20 protein-coding genes are annotated in these 24,622 nt (G+C 63.6%); 11 read left to right on the top strand and 9 right to left on the bottom strand.

Annotation, left to right across the window (positions count from 1 at the left end; genetic code table 11):
• Positions 1–34 precede the first annotated feature (34 nt).
• Positions 35–1,351 (top strand): MFS transporter, encoded by a 1,317-nt coding sequence (locus tag KVP10_RS09930; RefSeq protein ID WP_217964382.1) that lies wholly within the window; start codon positions 35–37, stop codon positions 1,349–1,351.
• Between the two features lie 160 nt (positions 1,352–1,511).
• On the opposite strand, the gene KVP10_RS09925 is transcribed toward KVP10_RS09930, so the two are convergent.
• The 5 genes from KVP10_RS09925 to KVP10_RS09905 all read right to left on the bottom strand — a co-directional run bounded on the left by KVP10_RS09925 (position 1,512) and on the right by KVP10_RS09905 (position 6,994).
• Positions 1,512–2,276, bottom strand: coding sequence for an ABC transporter ATP-binding protein (locus tag KVP10_RS09925; protein ID WP_217964381.1), 765 nt, complete (start codon positions 2,274–2,276; stop codon positions 1,512–1,514).
• A gap of 103 nt (positions 2,277–2,379) precedes the next feature.
• Positions 2,380–4,215 (bottom strand): branched-chain amino acid ABC transporter ATP-binding protein/permease, encoded by a 1,836-nt coding sequence (locus tag KVP10_RS09920; RefSeq protein ID WP_217964380.1) that lies wholly within the window; start codon positions 4,213–4,215, stop codon positions 2,380–2,382.
• A 4-nt stretch (positions 4,216–4,219) separates the two neighbouring features.
• Positions 4,220–5,257: a branched-chain amino acid ABC transporter permease gene (locus KVP10_RS09915; RefSeq protein WP_217964379.1), complete on the bottom strand. Its 1,038-nt coding sequence runs from the start codon at positions 5,255–5,257 to the stop codon at positions 4,220–4,222.
• 218 nt (positions 5,258–5,475) lie between these two features.
• The gene (locus KVP10_RS09910; RefSeq protein WP_246600513.1) at positions 5,476–6,645 is read right to left on the bottom strand and encodes an ABC transporter substrate-binding protein; all 1,170 of its coding nucleotides are present in this window, start codon (positions 6,643–6,645) and stop codon (positions 5,476–5,478) included.
• A gap of 115 nt (positions 6,646–6,760) precedes the next feature.
• Positions 6,761–6,994 (bottom strand): hypothetical protein, encoded by a 234-nt coding sequence (locus KVP10_RS09905; protein ID WP_217964378.1) that lies wholly within the window; start codon positions 6,992–6,994, stop codon positions 6,761–6,763.
• A gap of 141 nt (positions 6,995–7,135) precedes the next feature.
• On the opposite strand from KVP10_RS09905, the gene msrB reads away from it, so the two are divergent.
• From msrB to fahA, 8 genes are all read left to right on the top strand, one after another.
• A complete protein-coding gene (gene msrB, locus KVP10_RS09900) occupies positions 7,136–7,531 on the top strand; it encodes a peptide-methionine (R)-S-oxide reductase MsrB (protein WP_217964377.1) in 396 nt (131 codons plus the stop codon).
• The gene (locus tag KVP10_RS09895) at positions 7,528–8,142 is read left to right on the top strand and encodes a septation protein A (RefSeq protein ID WP_217964376.1); all 615 of its coding nucleotides are present in this window, start codon (positions 7,528–7,530) and stop codon (positions 8,140–8,142) included. Before msrB ends, KVP10_RS09895 begins: the two co-directional genes overlap by 4 nt.
• Entirely contained in the window at positions 8,142–8,402 is a 261-nt protein-coding gene (locus KVP10_RS09890; protein WP_217964375.1) for a BolA family protein, read from the top strand. Before KVP10_RS09895 ends, KVP10_RS09890 begins: the two co-directional genes overlap by 1 nt.
• 11 nt (positions 8,403–8,413) lie before the next feature.
• Entirely contained in the window at positions 8,414–9,190 is a 777-nt protein-coding gene (locus tag KVP10_RS21420) for a peptidylprolyl isomerase (protein ID WP_217964374.1), read from the top strand.
• Between the two features lie 286 nt (positions 9,191–9,476).
• A complete protein-coding gene (locus tag KVP10_RS09880) occupies positions 9,477–10,463 on the top strand; it encodes a Bug family tripartite tricarboxylate transporter substrate binding protein (protein WP_217964373.1) in 987 nt (328 codons plus the stop codon).
• Positions 10,464–10,493: 30 nt separating this feature from the next.
• Entirely contained in the window at positions 10,494–12,344 is a 1,851-nt protein-coding gene (locus KVP10_RS09875) for an FAD-dependent monooxygenase (protein ID WP_217964372.1), read from the top strand.
• The gene (locus KVP10_RS09870) at positions 12,341–12,967 is read left to right on the top strand and encodes a VOC family protein (protein ID WP_246600511.1); all 627 of its coding nucleotides are present in this window, start codon (positions 12,341–12,343) and stop codon (positions 12,965–12,967) included. The genes KVP10_RS09875 and KVP10_RS09870 overlap by 4 nt, the downstream gene beginning before the upstream one ends.
• A gap of 45 nt (positions 12,968–13,012) precedes the next feature.
• The gene (fahA, locus tag KVP10_RS09865; protein ID WP_217964371.1) at positions 13,013–14,371 is read left to right on the top strand and encodes a fumarylacetoacetase; all 1,359 of its coding nucleotides are present in this window, start codon (positions 13,013–13,015) and stop codon (positions 14,369–14,371) included.
• Positions 14,372–14,378: 7 nt separating this feature from the next.
• On the opposite strand, the gene KVP10_RS09860 is transcribed toward fahA, so the two are convergent.
• A complete protein-coding gene (locus KVP10_RS09860) occupies positions 14,379–15,122 on the bottom strand; it encodes a helix-turn-helix transcriptional regulator (protein ID WP_217964370.1) in 744 nt (247 codons plus the stop codon).
• Between the two features lie 324 nt (positions 15,123–15,446).
• Here KVP10_RS09860 and KVP10_RS09855 point away from each other — a divergent pair, with 324 nt between their 5' ends.
• Positions 15,447–16,037: a MarR family winged helix-turn-helix transcriptional regulator gene (locus KVP10_RS09855; RefSeq protein WP_217964369.1), complete on the top strand. Its 591-nt coding sequence runs from the start codon at positions 15,447–15,449 to the stop codon at positions 16,035–16,037.
• A 33-nt stretch (positions 16,038–16,070) separates the two neighbouring features.
• Here KVP10_RS09855 and ligA read toward each other — a convergent pair whose 3' ends face one another.
• From ligA to smc, 3 genes are read right to left on the bottom strand one after another with little or no spacing between them, the layout of a single operon-like run.
• Complete coding sequence (gene ligA, locus KVP10_RS09850) at positions 16,071–18,182, bottom strand: NAD-dependent DNA ligase LigA (protein WP_343218716.1); 2,112 nt, start codon at positions 18,180–18,182, stop codon at positions 16,071–16,073.
• Positions 18,179–19,213, bottom strand: a complete 1,035-nt coding sequence (locus KVP10_RS09845; protein ID WP_217964368.1) for a cell division protein ZipA C-terminal FtsZ-binding domain-containing protein — start codon at positions 19,211–19,213, stop codon at positions 18,179–18,181. The genes ligA and KVP10_RS09845 overlap by 4 nt, the downstream gene beginning before the upstream one ends.
• Before the next feature lie 46 nt (positions 19,214–19,259).
• Positions 19,260–22,784: a chromosome segregation protein SMC gene (gene smc / locus KVP10_RS09840; protein WP_217964367.1), complete on the bottom strand. Its 3,525-nt coding sequence runs from the start codon at positions 22,782–22,784 to the stop codon at positions 19,260–19,262.
• 390 nt (positions 22,785–23,174) lie between these two features.
• On the opposite strand from smc, the gene lplT reads away from it, so the two are divergent.
• Positions 23,175–24,479 (top strand): lysophospholipid transporter LplT, encoded by a 1,305-nt coding sequence (lplT, locus tag KVP10_RS09835; protein ID WP_217964366.1) that lies wholly within the window; start codon positions 23,175–23,177, stop codon positions 24,477–24,479.
• Positions 24,480–24,622: the final 143 nt, after the last annotated feature.

Raw genomic sequence — 24,622 nt, 5'->3', positions numbered from 1 at the left:
TCCGCAATTCACACTACAAAAGGAGACAAGAACAATGGACAACAGCCTGGCGCAAAAGCAGCCTGCACCCGCCGCGCCCGCAGACCTGGAAAAACTGCGCGCGAAAGTCATCTTCGCCTGCACCATAGGCGGAGCCCTGGAATGGTTCGACTTCGGCCTGTACGGCCTGTTCGCGCTTTACATCGGCAAGACATTCTTTCCCGCCGGCAATTCCACGGTGTCGCTCATCATCGTCTTTTCGACATACGCGCTGGGCTTCGTGGTGCGCCCGCTGGGCGCCCTGTTGATAGGACGCTATGCGGACAGGCAGGGCCGGAAGAAAGCGCTGTCGCTCAGCATGCTGATGATGGCGGTCGGCATGTTGATCATGGTCGTCACGCCGTCCTATGCGTCCATTGGCATCGCCTCGCCGCTGATCATCATGGCGGCCCGCATCATACAAGGCTTGTCCACCGGGGGCGAGATCGGAGGAGCCCTGTCGTTCCTGGTCGAGACGGCCCCTGCCGAGAAGCGCGGCTACTATGCCTCTTTCCAGCAACTGAGCCAGACCGGGTCCTTCATCCTGGCGGGCGGCACCGTATGGGCGCTGACCGCGCTGCTCGGAGAACACCTCATCACCAGCGGCGCGTGGCGCATTCCGTTCGCGTTCGGCCTGCTGATCGCGCCGCTGGGCTACTACGTCCGCAGGCAGCTCGACGAGACGCCGCTGTTCGAACAGCAGTTGGCCGGCGGTACGACTCCGCACTCGCCCCTGTCCGAAGCATTCACGCATAATCTGCCGGAACTGCTTTGCGGCATAGGCATAGTGGCGCTCTGGACGGCATGCAGCAAGATCACCAGCAGCTTCATGCCGGCTTATGCGGTCAAGGAATTGCATATGTCGATAGACTCGCCCTACCTGGGCCTGCTGGCGGTCGGGATCGCCCTGCTTGGGGCGCCATGGGTGGGCAAGCTCGCCGACCGGGTGGGACGCAAAATCTTGATGTGCGGCTCGGCCGCCCTGATGATCCTGACGGTATATCCATCCTTCTGGATACTGGACCACTTCCGCACTCCCTGGGTCTTGATCGCGCAGCAGTTCTTTCTGGGTGTGCTGATGGTGATATACAGCGGGCCGGCCTCGGCCATGCTGGCCGAGCTCTTTCCGACCCGCACGCGCTCCACTGCAGTGGGCGCGAGCTACAACATTTCAGTGACGGTATTCGGCGGCTTTGCGCCGCTATTCGCCACCCTGCTGGTCGAATGGACTGGCGACCCGAAGTCGGTCGCCCTGTACTTCATCCTTGCCGGCGTGTTGAGCCTGGTGTCCGTGTGGCTGGCGCCGGACAAGACCGGGCGAGTCATCGATTGAATCTCGCGGCTATGGGGACAGGCCATCAGGGCCATGGCCGCGAGACACGGTGGCTGGCGGCTGGCGGCTGGCGGCTGGCGGCTGGCGCACAGATTGTAGAAGTGCGGTGCACACGGCAGGCCGCGGCCCGCAGTAGCCGCGGCGGCTGTCCACACGCAGGCTAAGCCGCTTCCTTCTTGGTATTGCCCAGCCCCAGATAGCTCTCGATCACTCGCGGGTTGCCCGCCAGCTCCCGCGCCGGGCCTTCCAGCACGATCTCGCCGGTCTCCAGCACATAGCCGTAGTCGGCCACTTGCAGCGCCGCCCGGGCGTTCTGCTCGACCAGCAGGATCGACACCCCGGTGCTGCGCAGCCGCGCGATGATGTGGAAGATCTCGCGCACAATGCGCGGCGCCAGCCCCAGGCTGGGCTCGTCGAGCATCAGCAATTGCGGCTGCGCCATCAGCGCCCGCCCCACCGCCAGCATCTGGCGCTCGCCGCCGGACAGCGTCCCGGCTTCCTGCCGCTTGCGTTCGCCCAGCCGCGGAAACAATTCATAGACCTCGCCCAGCTTCGCCCGCCAGCCTGCGCGGCCCGCGCGGTAAAGCCTGAACCCGCCCAGCAGCAAATTGTCTTCCACCGACATGCTGCCGAACAGCTCGCGGCGTTCCGGCACCAGCGACATCCCGTCGGCCACCCGGCGTTCTACCTGCCAGGCTGCCACCTCGCGTCCCAGATATGCCACCGAACCCGTGCTGTGCCCGGTGACCGGCAGCGAGCCCATGATCGAATTCAGCAGCGTCGACTTGCCCGCGCCATTGCCGCCGATCACCGTCACGATGCTGCCGCGCGCCACTTCTATATTCGCCGCGGCCAGCGCCGTCACCTTGCCGTACTGCGCCGACAGCCCTGCCACCCGCAGGACTGCGTCCTGTGCCGTATTCATCGAAATATCCTCCCGCCGCCCATGTGCGCAAGCGCGTCGGCCGACTTGCCTGCCGGCCGCCGCATCGCCGACAACAGTGCCAGACCCGCCAGGCCCCGCGCGCTCATGCCGCCGCTCCCGCCGCAGCCGGCCCGGGCTCGTCGTCGAACTCCAGGTCGTCGTCTATGCCGCCCAGATACGCCTCCAGCACCGCCGGATTGCGCTGCACATCCGCGGGCAGCCCCTCGGCCAGCTTGGTGCCGAAATCCATCACCACCAGATGGTCCGTCAGGCTCATAACGAAATCCATATCGTGTTCCACCAACAGTATGCTCATGCCCTCGGCGCGCAACTGATCCAGCACCTGGGCCAGTTCCTGTTTTTCCTTGTAGCGCAGGCCCGCCGCGGGCTCGTCCAGCAGCAACAGCAGCGGATCGGCAGCCAGCGCGCGGGCAATTTCCAGTATGCGCTGCTGGCCCAGCGCCAGGTTGCCCGCCTGCTCGTACAGATAATCGCCCAGGCCGACTCGCTGCAACTGCCGGGCCGCCTCGTGCAGCAGCTCGGCCTCGCCCTTGCGCTCCAGATGCAGCGCGGCCGACATCACCCCGATGTTGCTGCGCAGATGCGCACCCAGCGCCACGTTCTCAAGCACCGTCATCGTCGGCAGCAACTGCACATGCTGGAAAGTGCGCCCCACCCCGCGCCGCGCGATCTCGCGCGAACGCAACTGGTCGAGCCGCTGCCCCAGGAAGCTCACCTTGCCGGAGGTCAGCGGCAACACCCCCGTGATCAGGTTGAAAGTGGTGCTCTTGCCCGCGCCATTGGGCCCGATCAAGCCCATGATCTCGCCGGCGCGCAGCGTGAAACTGATGTCGTTCACCGCCACCAGCCCGCCGAATACCTTGCGTATGCCGTCCACTTCGAGCACCAGCGAGCCCTTCTCGGGACGCGGGCGCTGCGGCAGCAGCGGCGCCTCGGGCGGCGGCGCGCTGCGGCGTCCGCGGCCGCCCACGATGGAGGTCCACCAGGACACGACGATAGGCCATATGCCGTTGCGAGCGTACTGCAGCACCCAAATCATCAGCACCCCGAACGCGATCAGCTCGAAATTCGCGTTGGTATGCAGGATCCGCGGCAACACATTCTGGATCTGGTCCTTCAGGATCAGGATCAGGCCCGAGCCCGCGATCGCCCCCCAGATGCTGCCCGCGCCGCCCACCACCGCCATGAACAAATACTCGATGCCGTAGTTCAGGCCGAAGGGGCTGGGGCTGACCGCGCGCTGCATGTGCGCATACAGCCAGCCCGACACGCAAGCCAGCAGCGCCGCATACACGAAGATCACCACCTTGTACGCCGCCATGTGCACCCCGAAAGATTCGGCCATGCCGCCGCCGCTGCGCAGTGCGCGGATGGCGCGCCCCGGGCGCGAATCGAGCAGATTGTGCGTAGCCCACATCGACAGCAGCAGGATGACCCAGATCAGGTAGTACAAATGGCGGCCGCGTTCCAGCGAAAAACCGAAGAGATGAATCGGCGCGATGCCAGATATGCCGTCGTACTGGCCGAGGAATTCCAGGTTGCCGAACAAGTAGTACAGCGCCAGGCACCAGGCCAGCGTGCACAGCGGCAGGTAATGCCCCGACAGGCGCAGTGTCACCGCCCCCAGCACATAGGCCACCACGAAAGTCAGGACCAGGCCGACCACCAGCGCCAGCCACGGCGACGTGCCCAGCGCCGTGGTCATCCACGCCGTGGTGTAGGCACCTATGCCCACGAACGCCGCCTGCCCGAACGAAGTCAGGCCGCCCACGCCCGTCAGCAGCACCAGCCCCAGCACCACCAGGCTGGCCAGGCCTATGTAATTGAGCTGCGTGATCCAGAATTCAGGCGTCGCCGGCAAGGCCGGCAGTATCGCCAGCACCACCAGCGCCACATAGAGTACGAGTCGGTTGCGCATGGCCTTATTCCTCCTCGTCCACGTGGTGCGCGACGAACGAGCGCCACATCAGTACCGGAATAATCAGCGTAAACACGAACACCTCTTTGTACGCACTGGCCCAGAACGAAGAAAAGGCCTCGAGTATGCCGACGAACAGCGCGCCGCCGGCCGCCAGCGGATAGCTGATCAGGCCGCCGAAGATCGCCGCCACGAAGCCTTTCAAGCCGATCAGGAAGCCCGTGTCGTAGTAGATGGTCGTGACCGGCGCGATCAGCATGCCCGAGAGCGCGCCGATGACCGCCGCCAGCGAGAAAGTCAGGCCGCCCGACATATTGGTGCTGATGCCCACCAGGCGCGCGCCGCGCCGATTCACGGCCGTGGCGCGCAGCGCCTTGCCGTGCAGCGTGCGCTCGAAGAACAGCCACAAGGCGAAAATCAGCACCACGCAAGTACCGAGCACGAAGAAAGTCTGGGCCGTCCAGCTCACCGGCCCCATCTGCACGTCGCCGCTGACGAAAGCCGGCGTGCGCCAACCTTCGGCGCCGAAGAACACCAGCGCCAGCCCCGTCAGCGCAAAGTGCACCGCCACCGAGATGATCAGCAGCACCAGCACGCTGGCCTCGGCCACCGGCTGGTACACCAGCCTGTACAGCATGGGCCCCAGCGGCGCGACCAGCGCCAGTGAATAGATCACGCTGATCCACAGCGGCGTCTTGGTGTTGGCCACGAAAGGCGCCACCAGATACAGCGCCAGCGGCAGCACCAGCGCCCACAGCAGGGTCTTGGGCACGCCGCTCCAGTTGCGGCTGCGCAGCGCCGAATACAGTTCGGCCAGGCAAGTGAGTATGCCGATGATCAGCAACAGATGGACCGTGCCCGGCACCTTGCCGTTGACCAGAAACGCCAGAGTCAGCGCGCCGAAGGCGACGAACTCGCCCTGCGGGATGAAGATCACGCGCGTGACCACGAACACCAGCACCAGCGCCAGGCCCAGCAACGCGTAGATCGCGCCGTTGACCACGCCATCCTGGAGCAGGATCAGAATGATAGTCGAGTCCATCTGTACACCACACCCATCTGCACACCATTACCGGGGATTGCCGAACCGCGGAGAGACTGCCCCGCTCGCATCGCGGCAGGCCGGCGGCGCCGGCCTTACGGATACCGCTCATACCAAACACCGGCCCGCGGGCCGGTGCTATTGCTACTTAACTACAGGCCCTGACAGCAAGGCCGTGTCGCATGATAGGGGCCCGGCGCAAGCCGGGCCGCGCGCGATCACAGGTCGGGCTGATACACCCACTTGCCGTCCACCACCTTGACCATCACACGCGCACGCTTGTCGAAGCCCGCGTGATCGGTCGGGCTCATGTTGAACACGCCTTGCGACTCGGGCAGGTTCTTGATCTGCTCGAGCGCGTCGCGCAGCGCCGCGCGGAATTCCGGCGTGCCCGGCTTGGCGCCGGTCTTGAGCGCTACGGGAATGGCCGCCGCGATCAGGTGGCCGGCATCCCACATATGGCCGCCGAAGGTGTTCATGGTGCCAGCGCCGTACTTCGCGTCGTACGCTTTTTCGTACGCGACTGCGCTTTTCTTCACCGGATTGCTGTCGGGCAACTGGTCGGCCACCAGCAGCGGGCCGGCGGGCAGGTACATGCCGTTGCAATCTTTGCCGCAGACGCGCAGTACGTCGTTGTTGGCCGCACCGTGGGTCTGGTAGATGATGCCCTTGTAGCCGCGGCTCTTGAGTTCGCGCACCGGCAGGGCCGACGGCGTGCCGGCGCCGGCGATCAGTATGCCGTCGGGCTTGGCGGCGATCAGCTTCAGCGCCTGGCCGGTCACGCTGGTGTCGCTGCGGCCGTATTTTTCGGCATCGACGATCTTGATGCCCTTGGCCTGGGCCGCGGCCTTCATGACCGCCAGCCAGCTATCGCCATAGGCGTCGGAAAAGCCGATGAACCCGAGCGTCTTGATGTGCTGCTTGGCCATGGCATCGGCCAGCGCATCGGCCATCAACTGATCGTTCTGCGGCGTCTTGAACACCCATTTGCGCGGACCATCGACCGGCTCGACCAGCTTGGCGCTGGCGGCCACGCTGATCATCGGGGTCTTGGTTTCGCCGGCCACGTCCACCATGGCCATCGAACTGGGCGTCACGGACGAGCCGATCACCACGTCGACCTTGTCGTCGGTGATGAGCTTGCGCATGTTCTTGACGGCATTCGTCGTGTCGGTGCCGTCGTCCAGCACGATGTATTCGACCTTCTGGCCCGCTACTTCGGTGGGCAGCAGCGCCACGGTATTGCGTTCGGGTATGCCCAGCGAGGCCGCCGGACCGGTGCTCGACACCGTGATACCGACCTTGACCTGGGCCGAGGCCAGCAGCGGCAAGGCAAGCGCCACGGCACCGGCCAGCGCGGAAAGTCGAAGCGACTGACGGATATTCATCTTTGTCTCCAAGGGTAGACCCGGTGCCGGTACGGCACATTCTTTGAGTCGGGAATTGAACGAGATATGCTACAGAACGTTATACAGAATCACTTGCTTGCGGCGAAATAGCGTATCACATCAAAGCCGCAAAAGCAGCATTCTGCATACCTGGGAAATAGTTTAAGTTTATAGTATCGTGCCGATTCAGCTTTGAATTATCAACAAATCCAGATACAAAGTCTTTTAGGGGATTCCCTGCCAGGATCGCCCCGACAGCAAGCCGGCTCGCAACCATGCCGAACTGGCGGCACGCCCACGGAAAATCTAGTTGATAAGTTAAGTAAATTTCCGGATTATGGACCGGCACGCTGCCCGGCGTCTCCTCCGGAAAATCCCTGATCCGCCGCTGCGGCGGGCAAATCCATGGGCGCGCCTTGCGCACCTGCCAGGCGATTCAGTTAAGATGGGAGATTGCAGGGCGCGGCATGCGCCCTTCCTGGAGCAACACGTGAACAAAGTGCACAAGACTGACGCCGAATGGCGCGCCCAGCTCAGTCCCGAGGAATACCAGGTGGCACGCTTGAAAGGCACCGAGCGCCCTTTCACCGGCCGCTATTGGGACACCACCACGCACGGCATCTATCGCTGCGTCGGCTGCGGCACGCCGCTGTTCGAGTCGGACACCAAATTCGACGCCGGCTGCGGCTGGCCCAGCTACTTCGAGCCCATAGACCCCGCCAATGTGCGCGAAGAACGCGACACCAGCCACGGCATGGTGCGCACCGAAGTCATGTGCAACGTCTGCGGCACGCACCTCGGCCACGTGTTCCCCGACGGCCCGCCGCCCACCGGCCTGCGCTATTGCATCAACTCCCTGTCGCTGAAGTTCGAACCCGCCGAATGAAGAAATTCCTGTTCGACCTGTTTCCGCTGATCCTGTTTTTCCTGGCGTATAAATTCGCCGATATCTATGTGGCCACCTCCGTGGCCATCATCGCCGGCATCGCGCAGTTCGCCTGGCTCAAGATCAGGGGCAAGGCCATAGAAGCCACCCACTGGATCAACCTGACCGTCATATTGCTGTTCGGCGGCGCCACGCTGTTCTTCCACAACGATGCCTTCATCAAATGGAAGCCCACCGTGCTGTACTGGGTCTTCGGCGCCATACTGCTGGGCGGCAGGCTGATCTTCCGGCGCAACCTGATCCGCCACGTACTGGGCACCCAGATCGAAATGCCGCCCGAAGTCTGGGACCGCCTCAACCTGAGCTGGGCCGGTTTCTTCGTGGTTTCCGGCGCCCTGAACCTGTATGTGGCCTTCTCGGGCCACTACACCGAGGCCCAATGGGTGAACTTCAAGGTCTTCGGCCTCATGGCGCTGCTGCTGGTGTTCGTCGTCATCCAGTCCATCTGGCTGAGCCGCTACATGAAGGAAGAAATCGCCCAGGCGCAGCCCGTACCCGGCTCGGCACCCTCGCCCTCCTCTGCGGCTGCGGAACCGAAAGAGTCGCGCTGATGTCTACTGAACTCATGGACACCTTGCGCGAACGCCTCGCCGCTCTCGAGCCGCGCCGGCTCGAAATTATCGACGAGTCCCACCTGCATGCCGGCCACGCCGGCAGCCAAGGCGGGGCGCGCCATTTCCGCGTCATCATTTCCTCGGCGCAATTCGCCGGGCTCGCCCCTGTGGCGCGCCACCGGCTCGTGTATGATCGCGTCCAGGATTTGATGCCCCGTCCCATTCACGCCCTGGCAATCGTTGCCAGCGCAGCTTAAAAAGGATTTACATGAAACGCATCTCCTTGTTTATCGCCGCCTGCGTCCTCGCCGCACCGGTCTATGCCCAGAACGTCGCCACGGTCAACGGCCAGCCCATCACCCAGGCCAGCATGGACCAGTTCGTATCCCTGCTGGTCAAACAGGGCGCCCAGGATTCCCCGCAGCTGCGCGACCAGGTCAAGCAGGAAATGATCAACCGCACGGTCGCGGTGCAGGCTGCCGAAAAAGCCGGCATCGACAAGCAGCCCCAGGTCCAGCAGGAAATCGCGCTGTCCCGCCAGGGCATCCTGGTGCGCGCCCTGATGGACGATTACCTCAAGAAGAACCCCATCACCGACGCCAAGGTCCAGGCCGAATACGACCAGATCAAGAAGCAGCAGGCCGGCCGCGAGGAATACAAGTTGCGCCACATCCTGGTCAAGGATGAAAAGACGGCCGTCGATCTCACCGCCAAGATCAAGGCCAAGAAGATCAGCTTCGAGGCAGCCGCCAAGAAGAACTCCATCGACCCGGGCAGCGGCAAAAAAGGCGGCGAACTCGGCTGGGGCCCCGCCACCAACTACGTCCCGCAATTCGCGCAAGCCGTGGAAGGCCTGAAGAAAGGCCAGATGACCGACAAGCCGGTGCAGACCCAGTTCGGCTGGCACATCATCCAGGTCGAGGACACCCGTCCGATGAAGTTCCCCGACCTCAAGGACGTCAAGCCGCAAATCGAACAAATGCTGCGCCAGCAAGCCCTGGCCGCCTACCAGCAAGACCTGCTGAAGTCGGCGAAGATCCAGTAAACAGCAGTTGGCGGGCCAGCCCGCCGCCCGAAGGCCATCCCCACCGGGGCCACAGCCCGGGAACCTGAACCGCCCGACCGCAACTTGCGGCCGGGCGGTTTTTTTTGCATGGCGCCCCTGCCCGCGTCGTGCCGAGCAAGCCCCTGATGTCCCCCTCGCGGGTGACCGACGAATGCGGTCAAGTTCCGTACAGTACTCCGTACACGGCCAGACGAAAACATGCGCAAGCCCGCATCCCCGCTCTGGCCGGGCACTGACAAAACTCGCAGACACGCACGGAGACATCATGAAACGACGTATTTTTTTCGGCGCCTTGGGCGCTCTTTGCTGCGCGACGGCCGCAATTGTCGCGCTACCCGCCCAAGCGCAGCGCGGCAACGTGCTGAACCTGGTGGTTCCCTACCCGGCAGGCGGCGGCACCGACTTCTTTGCGCGCACCGTCGCGCCACGCATGGGCATCGCCCTCAAGCAGACCGTGGTGGTCGAAAACAAGCCCGGCGCCTCGGGGATGATTGCCGCCACGGCAGTCGCCCACAACATGCCGGCCGATGGAAACACCGTGCTCCTGGGCGACACCGGCACTTATGCCTTGAACCCCAGCCTCTATAAGAATCTGGCCTATAACGTGCAAAAGGATCTGGCACCGGTCGGCATGACAGCCAGATTCGCCTACCTGCTGGTGGTCAACCCCAAACTGCTTCCCCAGGTGACGGATGTCAAGAGCCTGATAGCAGAAGTAGACAAGCATCCGGATGGCCTGTACTACGCCTCGCCCGGTATCGGCACGCCCCATCACCTGGTCACCGAAACATTCAAGAACCAGCTACACCTGAAGCTGACCGCCGTCGTGTACAAGGGAGGAGCTCCTGCCATGCAAGACGTGATTGCAGGACAAGTCCCCCTGATGTTCCTGGACCTGGCGACTGCACAGCAGCAGGTCAGAGCAGGTACGCTGCGGGCCATTGCCACCGCATCCGAACACAGGCTGCCCCAGTTCCCTAAGGTGCCCACACTTGCCGAATCAGGCTTGCCGGGCTTCAGCGCCTATGCCTGGCAGGGCCTGACAGTCCGGGCGGGCACATCGAAGCAAGCGATAGACCGCATCAACGCGGCGTACCAATTTGCCGTGTCGGACCCGGCAGTACGCGAAAAGCTGCTGCACGCCGGCATAGAAGTCCAGACGTCTACTCCAGAAGCCTTCGGTGCATACATAAAGAGCGAGACCAAGCGCTGGGGGGATGTCATCAGGGCCAATCATATTTCCCTGCAGTAGCAGCACCAGGCATGCTTGAAGGCGCAGAAAATGAGCGAAACAGACATCACATCGACGGATATCCGTGTACCGGTACTCATCGTGGGCGGCGGAGGTTGTGGCTTGAGCAGTTCCATCTTCCTGTCCGACCACGGCGTCGAGTCCCTGTTGATCGAGAGGCATGAGCATCCCTCCCCCATGCCCAAGGCGCGCTACCTGAATCAGCGCACTATGGAGATCTTCCGCCAGCATGGCCTTGCGGACGAAATTTACGGCCGGGCCTTCCCCATCGACTACATGGCCAAGATGCGCTGGTGCACCAGCCTGGGCGGAGACGGACCACTGGACCGGCGCAAGCTGTTCGAAATGGACGCCTTTGGCGGAGGCTCGCTGAAAGAGCGCTATGCGCTGGACAGTCCCTGCATGAGCACTATCTACCCGCAAGTACGCCTGGAGCCCGTGCTGCGGCAAGCGGCCGGACAGCGCGCTCCCGGACGACTGGCATTCAACACCGAGCTGGTCGAATTGACGCAGGACGAACATGAAGTCCAGGCCATCGTGCGTCATCGGGACACTGGCGAGAAGAGCCGCATCATCGCCGAATATGTGATCGGCGCGGACGGGGGCAAGATCATCAACACGATGGTAGGCGCACGCCTCGAAGGCACACCCGAGCTGATCGACATGGTGACCGTCTACTTCAAGGCGGATTTGTCGGAATACATCGACGACGATCACGTCATGACCTTCTGGTTCGCCAATCCCGATGGCGACCCATCGTCATGGGGCACCGGCGTACTGGGGAAACTGGGCCCGAACCATTTCGACAGGCACTCGGAGGAATGGATATTTCATTTCAGCTTTCCCCCCGGGCAACAATACAGTACCGACCCGGAAACACTCGTGGAGCGCATCCGCTCGCTATTGAAGATCCCGGCACTGAGCCCCGAAATTCTCGGCATCGGCTCCTGGATCGTGCAAGGCGTCCTGGCCGATCGGTATCGCTACGGGCGCGTCCTGATAGCCGGCGATTCGGCGCATCGCCATACGCCGACAACCGGACTGGGCCTGAATTCCGCCATCCAGGATGCCCACAATCTGGCCTGGAAGCTTGCGATGGTGCTGAAAGGCCAGGCAGGCGATGCGCTGCTGGACACTTACGAAAGCGAACGACGTCCGGTCGGGGCACGCAACGTCGACTGGGCACTGTTCACCTTTTCAAATCACCTGATGACTGGTCCGGCGATCGGCATCGTGCCCGGCGACTCCCGGCGTACCAAGGAGAGCTTCGACGCATTGCTGTCCGATACGGAAGACGGCCGCGCGCGCCGGCATCGATTCGAGACCGCCATGCAGATTCATCGGACCGAGTTCCAGGCTCACGACCTTGAAATAGGATACTGCTACACCGACGGCGCCGTGGTGCCTGATGGCTCTCCTGTGCCGCAGCCCGATCCCGCCGGCTTCGAGCATGTACCGTCAAGCCGGCCCGGCTGCCGGCTGCCGCATGCGTGGCTACGAAAAGACGGCCAGCGCCTGTCGACCCAGGACCTGATAGTCGGCGACGCCTTCGTGCTGATCGTCGCAAACAACAACAAGAAATGGGCGGATCTTGGCGCGCAGGCCGCCCAGGCGGCCGGGGTGCCGTTGCAGATCGTATCGGTCGGCCCGGACGCGGAATATATCCCCCAAGACGATGCCTGGGCCACATTGCGCGGCATCGGCGCCGACGGAGCCCTGCTCGTGAGACCCGATCAACACGTAGCCTGGCGCTGCCGCGAACTACCTTTATCGGATGCTTCCGGAGAACAGGCCCTGATCCGCATACTCATTTCCATCCTGACCACGCTGACTCGACAAGCTTCGCAGCCGGCGCCCTCGATATCCGGAGTCCCAGCATGAACCAGGCAGTACAAGAATCGAATATCTCACCGTCCAGGCCGGCCCTGCACAGCGGCACTCCCGCCATGTTGAACCATGTGGCCTGGGTCACACATGACGTCGGGGCCACAGCGGACTTCTACATACGCGTTTTGGGTATGGAGCTGGCCAGCACCATCCTGGATGAAAACGTCCCCTCGACGGGCGACAGCTTTCCGTACTTCCATATTTTCTTCCGCATGAAGGACGGCTCGACCATCGCGTTTTTCGAGTGCCCCGGCCTGCCGGAACGCGCCCAGGCGTCCCATCCAGCCTATGAAGTCTTCGAGCATATTGCCTTGCAGGTCGATGACAGCGCCGATTTGCTGCGCTGGAAAGCCTGGCTCGAAGACAACGGCGTCGACGTTCTGGGGCCGGTCGACCACAAAGGCATCATTGAAAGCATTTACTTCCACGACCCGAACGGGATCCGCCTCGAATTGACCACTCCAATAGACCCTTTGTGGAACAGGCACACTTCCCGCGGACTGGAAGACCTCGAACGCTGGTGCGATACCAAGAAACAGGCGCAGGACGGCGGCAAGGACATGACGCAGGCCCTGAAGGGGTTGATCCGCGACATCCGGCGCAGCCGCTACGCTTGAGCACCGCAGCAGCAGATCGATCCAGAATTCTTCTCCCGGACATATATGAAATCCACCACTTCGCGCCACACTACATCTCCCATTACAGCTTTCGGCCGCACACTGGACCCCGCGCTGCAAAGCTGGGTTCCGTCCGCCAATCTGCCCGACACGGACTTTCCCATCCAGAATCTGCCTTTCGGCGTATTCAAGAACAAGCAACATGCAGCATCGTATCGTTGCGGAATAGCCATCGGCGATCAAATCCTCGACCTGGCCGCCCTGATGGAACGGAACCTGCTGACGGGCACGACAGCGGAGCTGCGGGCGGCAGTCGCGCAAGACAGCCTGAATGCGTTGATGGCCCTGGGCCCCGAAGCCGGAAGGTCATTGCGGATACAGCTTTCGGGGATTCTGGAGGCTGGCGCCGCACACCAAGCCGCGGTTCGAGACTGCCTGGTTCCCCAAGCCGAGGCCCAGATGGCACTTCCAGCCCGCATTGGTGATTTTTCCGATTTCTACGCCTCGCTGGACCACGCTACCAATGTAGGAAAGCAGTTCCGGCCCGACAACCCCGTGCTTCCCAATTTCAAGTGGCTGCCGGTGGCCTACCACGGTCGCGCCTCGTCCATCAGGCCTAGCGGTCATCCGGTATATCGTCCCAACGGCCAGAAAATGAAAGCCGGTGCCGCGCGCCCCGAGTTCGGGCCATCGGAAAGGCTGGACTATGAAGCCGAGATCGGCTTCCTGGTAGGGTCGGGCAACCCTCTGGGCCATGCCGTCGGCATAGACGACGCCGAAAAGCATGTATTCGGCCTATGCATACTGAACGACTGGTCGGCCCGTGACATCCAGAGCTGGGAATATCAGCCTTTGGGCCCTTTCCTTGCCAAAAGCTTCATGTCCACGCTGTCTCCGTGGGTGGTGACCCTGGACGCCCTGGAGCCCTTCCGCTCCGGCTGGCAACGCGGACGCCAAGATCCCCCGCTTCTGGAACACCTGTCCGCCGCCTGGCTCGGCGAGCGAGGCGCAATCGACGTCCGGCTCCAGGTCTCGTTGCAAAGCCGGAAAATGCACGAACAACGGATGGATCCCATGGCCTTATCGACGTCGCTGCTGCGCGATTCGTACTGGACGGTTGCGCAGATCATGGCCCATCACACATCGAACGGCTGCAATCTGCAGCCCGGCGACCTCCTGGGCAGCGGCACGGTTTCGGGGCCGTCCCAGGATACCTTGGCCTGCCTGCTGGAGCAGACCCAGGGCGGCAAGCACCCCATCACGCTGCCCACGGGGGAAACCCGGCTGTTCCTGGAAGACGGCGACACCGTCATCATGAAAGCATGGTGCGAAGCAGAGGGGCGCCGCCGCCTCGGCTTTGGAGAATGCAGGGGAACCATCATGGCGGCGCCGGCGCGGATATAGCGTGAAACTAGTGATTCGTGCTGCACCATGAAAGATAGCGAACCAACAATTCCTTCTCGCTGCTTACCCCGAGTTTTTCATAAGCCCGCTTGCGATAAGTTTTTACGCTTTCTTCGCCGACTCCGAGGTCCAGGGCAATTCCGGCCGAATACATTCCATGAACGACACGCGCGCAGGTCTGGGCCTCGCGCTGCGTCAAGTGTGTTTGCTGCATGAAGAGGCGCTCGATGCCGGGCAGGTTGCGAATAGCGCCCTGCACGTCGAAATATGATTCGGCGGATTGCAAATGCTTGGCCACTACCGAAAGCAGGACGCCGGATATTTGGTCGAGCAGGCCAACTTCCGTATCGGAAAAAACCATTGCATGCCCGCCGCGCAGGACACTGAGCGCCACGCCCGTATCCTGGCGACTGCCCGAGATCAGGACACGGCCCCGGATCTCGGGCCAGATTACGGCCTTCAGGCCGGCATCCACGAAATGGTCGAAATCCATGCGCACTATACAGTGCTCGTCACGCCCAATGGCGTCCAGGGCTTGCTTGACGGCGGGGTCGCGCCGCCAATACTGGTCGCCGATATACACACGCACTTTTTCATGGGCGTATTCGCTGCCGTCGAGACTGGCCGAAGCCACATGGCTGAGCAAACCATCGCCCATCCTGAAAGCAACGCAATGTTCCGCGCCGCACAGACCATGCAAGAAACCAAGCAACCGTCCATTGAATTGACGGCTACCCACTGCATCGATCAACGTCGACAGGCCAGGCTCGCAGGCCGAAGGGGAAATACTTGCATGCGACATTTAATTGAGCGACGTGCGCAATTCGGTTTCGATACATTGCCTTGGCTGTGCCTGGGGAGCGCCGGCCGCGGCATCCGCGTTGCCATTCTGAAAAGCCTACTGCAGTCCATCGCATTTTGATTTCATATTGAAATTATTTCAAATACAAATTAATTATCAGAGTTTTCAATGCCATGGATTCTTTCAATATGAAAATATTTCAAATCGAATATAAACTGAACGCGCTATCACTTTGCAGATATGCGGAACGCATCCAGCCGAAAGGCCCGATTCATGAACAGCACACAAGGCAAGACAAACACGGGAACACAAGCACGGGGAGCGCTCGCAAGCGAACCGGGACGGGACCTGGATGGGTGGCTGCCCTATAGTTTCTCCGTACTGGCAAATCGCGTCAGCTCATGCCTGTTCGACATGTATAGCCAGCAATATGGCCTCTCCGTGCCGGGCTGGCGCATCATGGCTGTGCTTGGAATCCACCAGCCGCTCTCGGCCAAGGAAGTGGCGCAATACACGGCAATGGATCAAGTCAGCGTATCCCGGGCAATAAACCAAATGGCCAAGCTCGGCCTGATCACGCGACGGGTAGACAAAGCGGATCGCCGCAAAGTGGCCTTGACGCTCAACAGCAAGGGGGAAGCGGCGCGCGCCGAAATTGTGCCCATCGCCCTGGCACTGGAACGCGCAATCGTCAAAGCCCTGACCGAACAAGAACGGGTAGCGCTCGGGTCGATGATGGAGAAACTCATGGTTGCGTCGCAATCAGAGCTTCCGAGCCCAGAAAACTGGCGGTCGGCGGTAAAGAAATTCGGGGCGCTTTCGGCGCCCCGCAAGCAGGAACTCGGAACCACGTCGCCCGCCTGAAAGGCGGGCACGCCGGATGTCCCGCCGGGAGACTCATCGGGCTTCCGAGCCGCCCCCCTGTACACCCAGCAGTTTGCGCAAGCCGTCCTCGTCCAGCACCGCCACCCCCAGCTCTTGGGCCTTGGTGAGCTTGCTGCCGGCCTCTTCGCCGGCCACGACGTATGCCGTCTTCTTCGACACCGAGCCGCTGACCTTGCCGCCCGCGGCGAGTATCCGGCGAGTGGCTTCGTCGCGTGTCCAGTTCGGCATCGTGCCTGTCAGCACCAGCGTCTTGCCGCTCAGCACGAGGCCGCCGGCTTGCCGCTGCGGGGCCTGCGGCTGCACGCCGGCCGCGGCCAGCGCATGCACCACGTCCCGGTTGTGCGGTTCGGCGAAGAAGCGCAGGATCGAATGCGCCACCACCGGGCCTACGTCATTGACCGCTAGCAGTTCGTCTTCGTTGGCGGCCATGATCGCTTCCATCGAACCGAAGTGCAGGGCTACGTCGCGCGCCGTGGTCTCGCCCACGTGCCGTATGCCCAGCGCATACAGCAGCCGCCCCAGCGCCGGCCGGCGCGCTTGCTCCAGCGCCTGCACCAGGTTCTGCGCCGACTTCGCCCCCATGCGATCGTACTGCGACAATTCCTCGGCCGTCAGCGAAAACAAGTCCGCCAGCGTCTTGATGCGCCCGCTATCCACCAGCTGGTCCACCAGCTTTTCGCCCAGCCCTTCGATATCCAGCGCCTTGCGCCCCGCCGCATGCAATAGCGTCTGCTTGCGCTGGGCGGCGCAGAACAAGCCGCCCGTGCAGCGCGCGATCGCTTCGTCTTCGGGCCGCTCGATCGCCGAGCCGCACACCGGGCATGCAGTCGGCATCACGAAAGGCGCCGCATCCGCCGGTCGCAGTTCCAGTACCGGGCCCACGACTTCGGGAATCACGTCGCCGGCGCGGCGCACGATCACCGTGTCGCCCACCCGCACATCCTTGCGCCGCACTTCGTCTTCATTGTGCAGCGTCGCATTCGTGACCGTCACCCCGCCCACGAATACCGGCTTGAGCCGCGCCACCGGCGTGATCGCCCCGGTGCGGCCTACCTGCACCTCGATGCCCAGCAATTGCGTAGTTTCTTCCTGCGCGGGAAACTTATGGGCCACCGCGAAGCGCGGCGCGCGCGCCACATAACCCAGCACTTCCTGGGCCTCGAGCGCATCGACCTTGTACACCACCCCATCGATATCGAACGGCAACTGCGGACGGCGCGCGCCCACCTCGGCGTAGAAATCCAGCAGCCCCTCGGCGCCGCGCACCATCTTGCGTCCGGAATTCACCGGCAAGCCCAGCGACTGAAACCAATCGAGCATGCCCCAATGCGTATCGCGCGGCAGCGACGGCCGCCTGGATTCGCCTTCGAACAGGCCGCCCTGCGTGCCGTGCAGCCCCTGTATCTCGCCCCAGCCATAGGCAAAAAATCGCAATGGCCGCGTCGCGGTGACGCGCGGATCGAGCTGGCGCAGGCTGCCGGCGGCGGCATTGCGCGGGTTCACGAATACCTTTTCCCCGCGAGCCCGCTGCGATTCGTTGAGACGCTCGAAATCGGCGCGGTTGATCAACACCTCGCCGCGCACCTCCAGCACCTCGGGGCTGTCGCCAGACAGCACCAGAGGCACCGAGCGCAATGTGCGGATATTGGCGGTGACGTCCTCGCCGCTGCGGCCGTCGCCGCGTGTGGCGGCCTGCACCAGCCGCCCCTGTTCATAGCGCAGGCTGATGGCCAGGCCGTCGAACTTGAATTCCGCGACATAGCGCACCGGCTCGGCAGGCCCGAGCAGCCCTGCCTCGCGCAAGGTATCCGATACCCGCTTGTCGAATGCGCGCACATCCTCGGCTTCGAAGGCATTGCCCAGCGACAGCATCGGCACCGCGTGCCTCACCGAGTCAAACGCCGCAAGCGGCGCCCCGCCCACACGCTGCGAGGGCGATTCCGGCACTATCAATTCGGGATGCGCCTGCTCGATTTCCAGCAGGCGCGCCATCAGGCGGTCATATTCGGCGTCGGACACCAGGGGATCGTCCAACACGTAATAACGGTGATTGTGGCCTTCGATCTCGCGGCGCAGCGCCTGCAGTTCGTCTTGCACATCCTGCGCAGAGCCGCCAGCGCTCACGAAAACACCCTCAGCGCCCTCTCCGAGCCGGCGGGGAAGCCCGCCTGCTCCATTTTTCCGTACAGTTCGTACAGGCGCTGGTCTACCGCGCGATCGGCGCCTTCCGACACCGGCTTGCCCTGGTCATCGACCAGTTCCGCATGCAGGCGTGCCGCGAGGTCGCGGCCTACGCTCACCATGCGGCTGAATGCCTGCTCGTCGGGCGGGCTGTTGGGCAGATCCAGCAACAGATCGACACGGTCGGCGCCGGCCGACTGCACCTCGCCCACGTGCGCGCCGTCCAGCAACAGCATGAAACGCGGGATGCCCGATTCGGCCATCCAAGCCAGTTGGCTGCCGTAGGCCAGGAAACCTACATCCTTGGCCACTCGCGTCACCTCGTGCACCGGTCGCGTGCCGCCCAGGCGCAAGGCCAGTCCGACCTGCGCGTCCAGCCCGGCGCAGAGCTCGTCCAGTTGCCGCGCGCGATTCAGCACCGGCCCCTGCTCGGGCCCTTCAACAGACCCGTCGAAACGCTCCGCCAGGCTCTGGGCGATGCCCCACAGGTGGGACCATTCGATATCGGTAAGCGGGCCGCTGCGATTGGCCAGCAGCACGGCAAGCTGCATGGACACATAGGATTCGCCCGCCCGCAGGCGTGCACGGTGTCCGCCCCCTTCGCGTTCGGCGAACATGCGCACCGGCTTGTTGCCGACCTTCTGCACCCCATGCAGCGCCGCGTACAGTTGGTCGCTGGGCACAGGCTGGTGGAAGCTGATGTCCATCACCACCTCGCAGGCCGGATCGACCTCGGCCTCGTCGTCGGCGGCGGGGTCGGCGTCGCCGTCGGCCGCCGGCGCAAAAGCCCCCAGGCCAGGCTCGCGGCGCACACCCGGCTGGGGCACGCCGCCCATCAGCGGATCCTCGACGGCCTCGGGAAAATGTTCTTGCATCTTCCTGCGTACGCGCCGGTCCTGCCACCAGTTGAACAGCACGACGATCAGGATCAGCACTACCCCTACAGCGACCAGACCGATTTGCAAGTTACTCATTTTCCACCCCGACGCCTCACTCAAGAACCAGGCACATCGCCTGCGCTCACGCTTCCGCCATCTGCATGGCCGACTCGATGTCCACGGCCACGATACGCGACACGCCCTGCTCCTGCATGGTCACGCCTACCAGTTGCCGCGCCATCTGCATGGCAATTTTATTGTGAGAAATGAAAAGAAACTGCGTTTGCTCGCTCATGCTATTGACCAGATTGGCATAGCGTTCGGTATTGGCATCGTCCAGCGGCGCGTCGACTTCGTCGAGCAGGCAGAACGGCGCCGGATTCAGCTTGAACAGCGCAAACACCAAAGCCGTGGCCGTCAGCGCCTTTTCGCCGCCCGACAGCAAATGTATGGTGCTGTTGCGCTTGCCCGGCGGCTGCGCCATGATCTGCACGCCGGCATCCAGGATTTCCTCGCCGGTGACCGACAAGCGCGCCTCGCCGCCGCCGAACAGGCTGGGGAACAGCTCGCCGAAATGCTGGTTGACCGTATCGAAAGTGTCCTGCAGCAACTCGCGGGTCTCGCGGTCGATCTTGCGGATGGCGTCTTCGAGGGTGTCGATGGCGGTCTGCAGATCCTGATGCTGGGCGTCGAGAAACCCCTTGCGCTCGCGCGCCGTGTTCAGTTCGTCGAGCGCCGCCAGGTTGACCGAGCCCAGGCCTTCGATCTGGCGCGAAATACGCTGTACTTCGGACTGCAGCCAGGACGGCTTGCGCCATTCCTCGGGCTGCCCGGCGAGTGCCGCGCGCAGGGTCTCGCGGTCGACTTCCTGCGCATCGAGCTGCTCGGCGAACTGCTCTACCGCCAGCCGCGAGGCCTGTTCTTGCAACTGCAATTCCGTGATGCGCGCGCGCAGCGGCTCGAGCGAGCGTTCCAGGCCCACTTTTTCCTCGTCGGCCGAACGCAGTTGCGAGGCTAGGTTGTCCATTTCGATGCGCGCCAGGTTCAGCTCTTCTTCGCACTGCGCGCGCTGTTCGAGCGCCTCTTGCAGGCCGGCTTGCGAAGCCGAGGCGTCCAGCTCGAACAATTCGCCCTGCAAGCCATCGAGTTCGCCGCTGGCGCGGCGCGCCTGCTCGGCCGCCAACTGCATATTGCGCTTGAGTTCGTCGATGCGCGTGTGCAGCGAGCGTTCGGCAAATTCCGATTCCTGCACGCCGCGCTCGAGTTCGCGCACATGCTGGCGTGCCTGTTCGGCTTCGCGGGCCAGGTCTTCGCCCGATATTTCGGCATCGGCGAACGTCGATTGATGTTCGCCCAGCTCGATATCCAGCGCCTCGAAACGTTCCTCGGCTTCGGCCTTGCGCGCCTCCAGTTCTTCGCGCTGCATGGTGATTTCGGCCAGGTCTTCGCGCAGGCGCCCGGCGCGCTCGCCGGACTGCTGCGCCTGCTGCTGCAGGCGCGAATGCTCAAGCTGCACATCGTGCAGGCGGCGGGTAATTTCGCCCACCCGCAGGCGCGCCGGCGCCATGGCCTGCGACACCTGCTGCCATGCGGTTTCGGCGCGTGCCACGTCGCCCACCGCCTGGTCGGCGATCAGTTGCCGCGCCTTGATCTCGCGCTGCAGATTGTCGATCTCGCGCTGTCGCGCCAGCAGGCCGGCCTGCTCGGAATCGGGCGCATAGAAGCGCACGCTATGGCGATCCACTACATGGCCTTCCTTGACCACGTACATGCCGCCGCCGGGCAGTTCGGCGCGCTGCGCCAGCGCGCCGGACAGGTCGGTCGCCACATAGACGTCGCGCAGCCAGTCGCCCAGCAGCGTGCGCAGATCCGCGTCGCTGATGCGCAGCAGCGACAGCATCGGCGTGAGGCCGGCCGGCGCCGGCGCCGCGGCTGCCGCCACCGGCAATTGGAAAAATGCCAGCCGCGCCGGCGGCGCATCCTCGACAAAGGCGCGGGCGTGCTCCAACTGGCGCACCTCGAGCGCCGCCATGCGCTCGCGCAGCACCGCCTCGAGCGCCGTTTCCCAGCCTGCCTCGACCTGCAGCTTCTGCCACAGCCGCCCCAGCCCGGCCAGTTCGTGCTTGTCCAGCCAGGGCTGTAGCGCCCCCTGGCGCTGCACGTCTTCCTGCAGCTTGGACAGCGCCGCCAGGCGCGCTTCCAGGCGCGCCAAGCCCTGCGACTCTTCGCGCGAGCGGGCGTGCGCCGCGCTGCGCTGCTCGTCCAGTTCGGGCAGCCGCTCTTCCAGTTCGAGCAACTGCGCCTGCGATTCCTGGGCCTGCTCGTCCAGCATGCTGTGCTCGCCGGCCAGTTGCTGCAGGCGCGCCGGGTCGGGCGTGTCCAGTTCGCGCAGCTCCTGGCTCAGGCGCTCGTGGCGCAATTCCAGCGCCTGCAACTGCTGGTCGGCGTCGCGCTGGGTCTGCGCGACAAGCGCCAGATTCTGTTCTACCCGCGCCAGGCCGGCGCGCATCTCGTCGCGCGAAGCCGAGGCGCTGCGCACACGCGCCTCGATCGCGGGCAGTTGCGCCTCGGCCTCTTCGGCCCGCGCCCGCGCCTCGGCGCTGGCCGCCGCACCCGTCTCGAGCTCGGCCTCGGCCTGGGCCACCTGCTCGGAGCAATGGGCCTGCTGCTCGTTCCATTCCTGGATTTGCTGCTGCAACTGGTCGCGCCGCGCCTGCAGCCGGTTGCGCGAATCCACCACATGGCGGATCTCGGCTTCCAGGCGGCTGACCTGGGCGCCCGCCTCGAACAGCCGGCCCTGCGCCGCGTGCACCGCATCGCTGGCCGCATAATGCGCCTGGCGCCGCGACTCGAGCGCGGACTCGCCCGCGCGCAGCCCCGCCAGCGCCGCATCCAGCTCGGCCTGCGCCTGGCCGATGGCCTGCGCCTTGCGGGCCTGGTCCTGCGCCGCGTTTTCCTCGCGCAGCATCCACAAGACATGCTGCTTGCGCTCGCCGTCTTCCTGCAGTTCGCGATATTGCCGCGCCACCTCGGCCTGCGATTCCAGCTTTTCGAGCTGCGAACCGAGTTCGCGCAATATATCCTCGACCCGGGTCAGGTTCTCGCGCGTGTCGCCCAGGCGGTTCTCGGTCTCGCGGCGCCGTTCTTTATAGCGCGACACCCCGGCCGCCTCTTCGAGAAAGACGCGCAATTCCTCGGGCCGCGCCTCGATCAGCCGGGTGATCATCCCCTGGCCGATGATGGCATAGCCGCGCGCGCCCAGGCCCGTGCCCAGGAAAATATCGTTGATGTCGCGGCGCCGCACCTGCTGGCCATTGACGAAATAGCTGCTGGTGCCGTCGCGCGTGAGCACCCGGCGCACGGCAATCTCGGCATAAGTGCTCCATTGCCCCGCGGCGCGCCCTTCCGAATTGTCGAAAACCAGTTCGACCGAAGCCCGGGCCGCCGGCTTGCGGTTGCCCGAGCCGTTGAAAATCACATCCTGCATCGACTCGCCGCGCAGCTCGGAAGCCTTGGACTCGCCCAACACCCAGCGCACCGCATCGATAATATTGGACTTGCCGCAGCCATTGGGCCCGACCACGCCCACCATCTGGCTGGGCGTGGGTATCACCGTCGGCTCGACGAAGGACTTGAAACCGGCGAGTTTTATCTGGGTCAAACGCACGATAGACTAGGCCTGTTCACGCTGAAAAAAGTGCTGCATGCAAGAAGAGCGCCGCACGGCCGCAAAAAGCCCGAAAGCTCGAGCCACGGCGCGCCGCTGTCCCGCGGTTATGAAAACGGCCCGGAAAACGGGCCGGAAAAATCGAGGCTGGCTACTGCTGCGTATGATAACGCACACCTGCCGGCCGTCCCCACATCCCGGCCCCCGAAAACAGATAAAATCCCCTGCCACCGCGCCTGGGACTATACTCGCTAACAATTTTTGTCCTTTGATTTCATTTTTTCTAAAATCCGGCCTACACCCGCGCATAAATACCCAATAATTACTCATTCCACGGCGGACGCGGCCGCGCCCGCCCGGCCCTTACCCTATCCGCATCGAGACGTTCGATTGAAAAAAGGCTTCTACCTGGTCATGGTCGCCCAGGCGCTGTCGTCCGTAGCCGACAACGCCCTGCTCATCGCCGCCATAGCACTCATAGGCGATCTGCAAGGCCCCGACTGGATGGCCCCCATGATGAAATGGTGGTTCGCCTTGTCCTACGTCGCCCTGGCCGCCTTCGTCGGCGCCTTCGCCGATTCCTACCCCAAGGGCAAGGTCATGTTCTTCACCAACGCGATCAAGATACTGGGCTGCCTGCTCATGTTCAGCTATCGCGAATTCGGCCTGCACACCTCCGGCGAACTGGTGCTGGTGTTCTGCGCCTACACCCTGGTCGGCATAGGCGCCGCCGCCTACTCGCCCGCCAAATACGGCATCGTCACCGAAATGCTGCCCCCCGACATGCTCGTCAAGGGCAATAGCTGGATAGAAGGCCTGACCGTGCTGTCCATCATCGTCGGCACCGTACTGGGCGGCGTGCTGGTCAACCCCCAAGTCTCCGATTCACTGCTGGCGCACCCCCACATCCACCACCTCGTCCAGACCCGCGCCGAAGCCGCCATCCTGCCCATAGGCGTGATCTACCTGCTGGCGGCCATCTGCACCCTGCTGATCCCGCGCACCATGGTCAGTTACCCGAAACAGGAAACCCACCCCTGGCGCCTGATCCAGACCTTCCGCGGCTACGTGCGCATACTCTGGCACGACAAACTGGGCCAGATCTCCCTGGCCGTCACCACCCTGTTCTGGGGGGCCGGCGCCACCCTGCAATTCATCGTCATCGAATGGGGCGCGCGCCACCTCGGCTACCGGCTCGACCAGGCCTCCGTCCTGATGGGCGTGGCGGCCGTCGGCACCGTCATCGGCTCGATCGTCGCCGGCCGCGTGCCGCTGCGGCGCGCCCTGTCCGTACTGCCGGTAGGCATCGCCATGGGCCTGGTAGTGCTGTTCATGCCGCTGGTCAAGGCAACCTGGGCCGTATATTGCCTGCTGCTGCTCATAGGCGGCCTCTCGGGCTTCTTCGTCGTGCCCATGAACGCCCTGCTGCAGCACCGCGGCCACGTACTGCTGTCGGCCGGCCACTCCATCGCGGTCCAGAACTTCAACGAGCAACTCAACATCCTGCTCATGCTCGCCATCTACAGCCTGATGCTGTGGATGAACATGCCCATCAACCTGATCATCGTCATCTTCGGCCTGCTCGTCGCCGCACTGATGCTGGTATTCATGCGCTGGAACGTACACAACCACCGCGCCGATCCCACCCTGTACAACAAGATCGGACAATACGGCCACGGCCAGGCCCTGCATTGACAGCGGCGCCGGCCGCCGCCGGACCAAGACATCGTCTCCCGCGGCAGCCCCCAACCGTCTACAACACAAGCGGAGAGAACGGGGTGCCTCCCGGAGGTGCGTGGGGTATCGCACCGGAGGGAGGTACCCCGTTCTAGGCCGCG

Origin of the sequence: Candidimonas humi, assembly GCF_019166065.1 — a bacterium.
GTDB lineage: Bacteria > Pseudomonadota > Gammaproteobacteria > Burkholderiales > Burkholderiaceae_B > Candidimonas > Candidimonas humi.
Note: the sequence above shows the minus strand (reverse complement) of the source record. Positions and strands in the feature narration are given on the sequence as shown.

Coding starts and splice junctions, on each gene's coding strand:
- KVP10_RS09930 (WP_217964382.1), top strand. CDS start 35: ATGGACAACAGCCTGGCGCAAAAGCAGCCTGCACCCGCCGCGCCCGCA.
- KVP10_RS09920 (WP_217964380.1), bottom strand. CDS start 4,215: ATGCGCAACCGACTCGTACTCTATGTGGCGCTGGTGGTGCTGGCGATA.
- KVP10_RS09870 (WP_246600511.1), top strand. CDS start 12,341: ATGAACCAGGCAGTACAAGAATCGAATATCTCACCGTCCAGGCCGGCC.
- KVP10_RS09845 (WP_217964368.1), bottom strand. CDS start 19,213: ATGAGTAACTTGCAAATCGGTCTGGTCGCTGTAGGGGTAGTGCTGATC.
- KVP10_RS09895 (WP_217964376.1), top strand. CDS start 7,528: ATGAAGAAATTCCTGTTCGACCTGTTTCCGCTGATCCTGTTTTTCCTG.
- KVP10_RS09910 (WP_246600513.1), bottom strand. CDS start 6,645: ATGAATATCCGTCAGTCGCTTCGACTTTCCGCGCTGGCCGGTGCCGTG.
- KVP10_RS09855 (WP_217964369.1), top strand. CDS start 15,447: ATGAACAGCACACAAGGCAAGACAAACACGGGAACACAAGCACGGGGA.
- KVP10_RS09890 (WP_217964375.1), top strand. CDS start 8,142: ATGTCTACTGAACTCATGGACACCTTGCGCGAACGCCTCGCCGCTCTC.
- KVP10_RS09925 (WP_217964381.1), bottom strand. CDS start 2,276: ATGAATACGGCACAGGACGCAGTCCTGCGGGTGGCAGGGCTGTCGGCG.
- KVP10_RS09875 (WP_217964372.1), top strand. CDS start 10,494: ATGAGCGAAACAGACATCACATCGACGGATATCCGTGTACCGGTACTC.
- KVP10_RS21420 (WP_217964374.1), top strand. CDS start 8,414: ATGAAACGCATCTCCTTGTTTATCGCCGCCTGCGTCCTCGCCGCACCG.
- KVP10_RS09880 (WP_217964373.1), top strand. CDS start 9,477: ATGAAACGACGTATTTTTTTCGGCGCCTTGGGCGCTCTTTGCTGCGCG.
- fahA (WP_217964371.1), top strand. CDS start 13,013: ATGAAATCCACCACTTCGCGCCACACTACATCTCCCATTACAGCTTTC.
- KVP10_RS09915 (WP_217964379.1), bottom strand. CDS start 5,257: ATGGACTCGACTATCATTCTGATCCTGCTCCAGGATGGCGTGGTCAAC.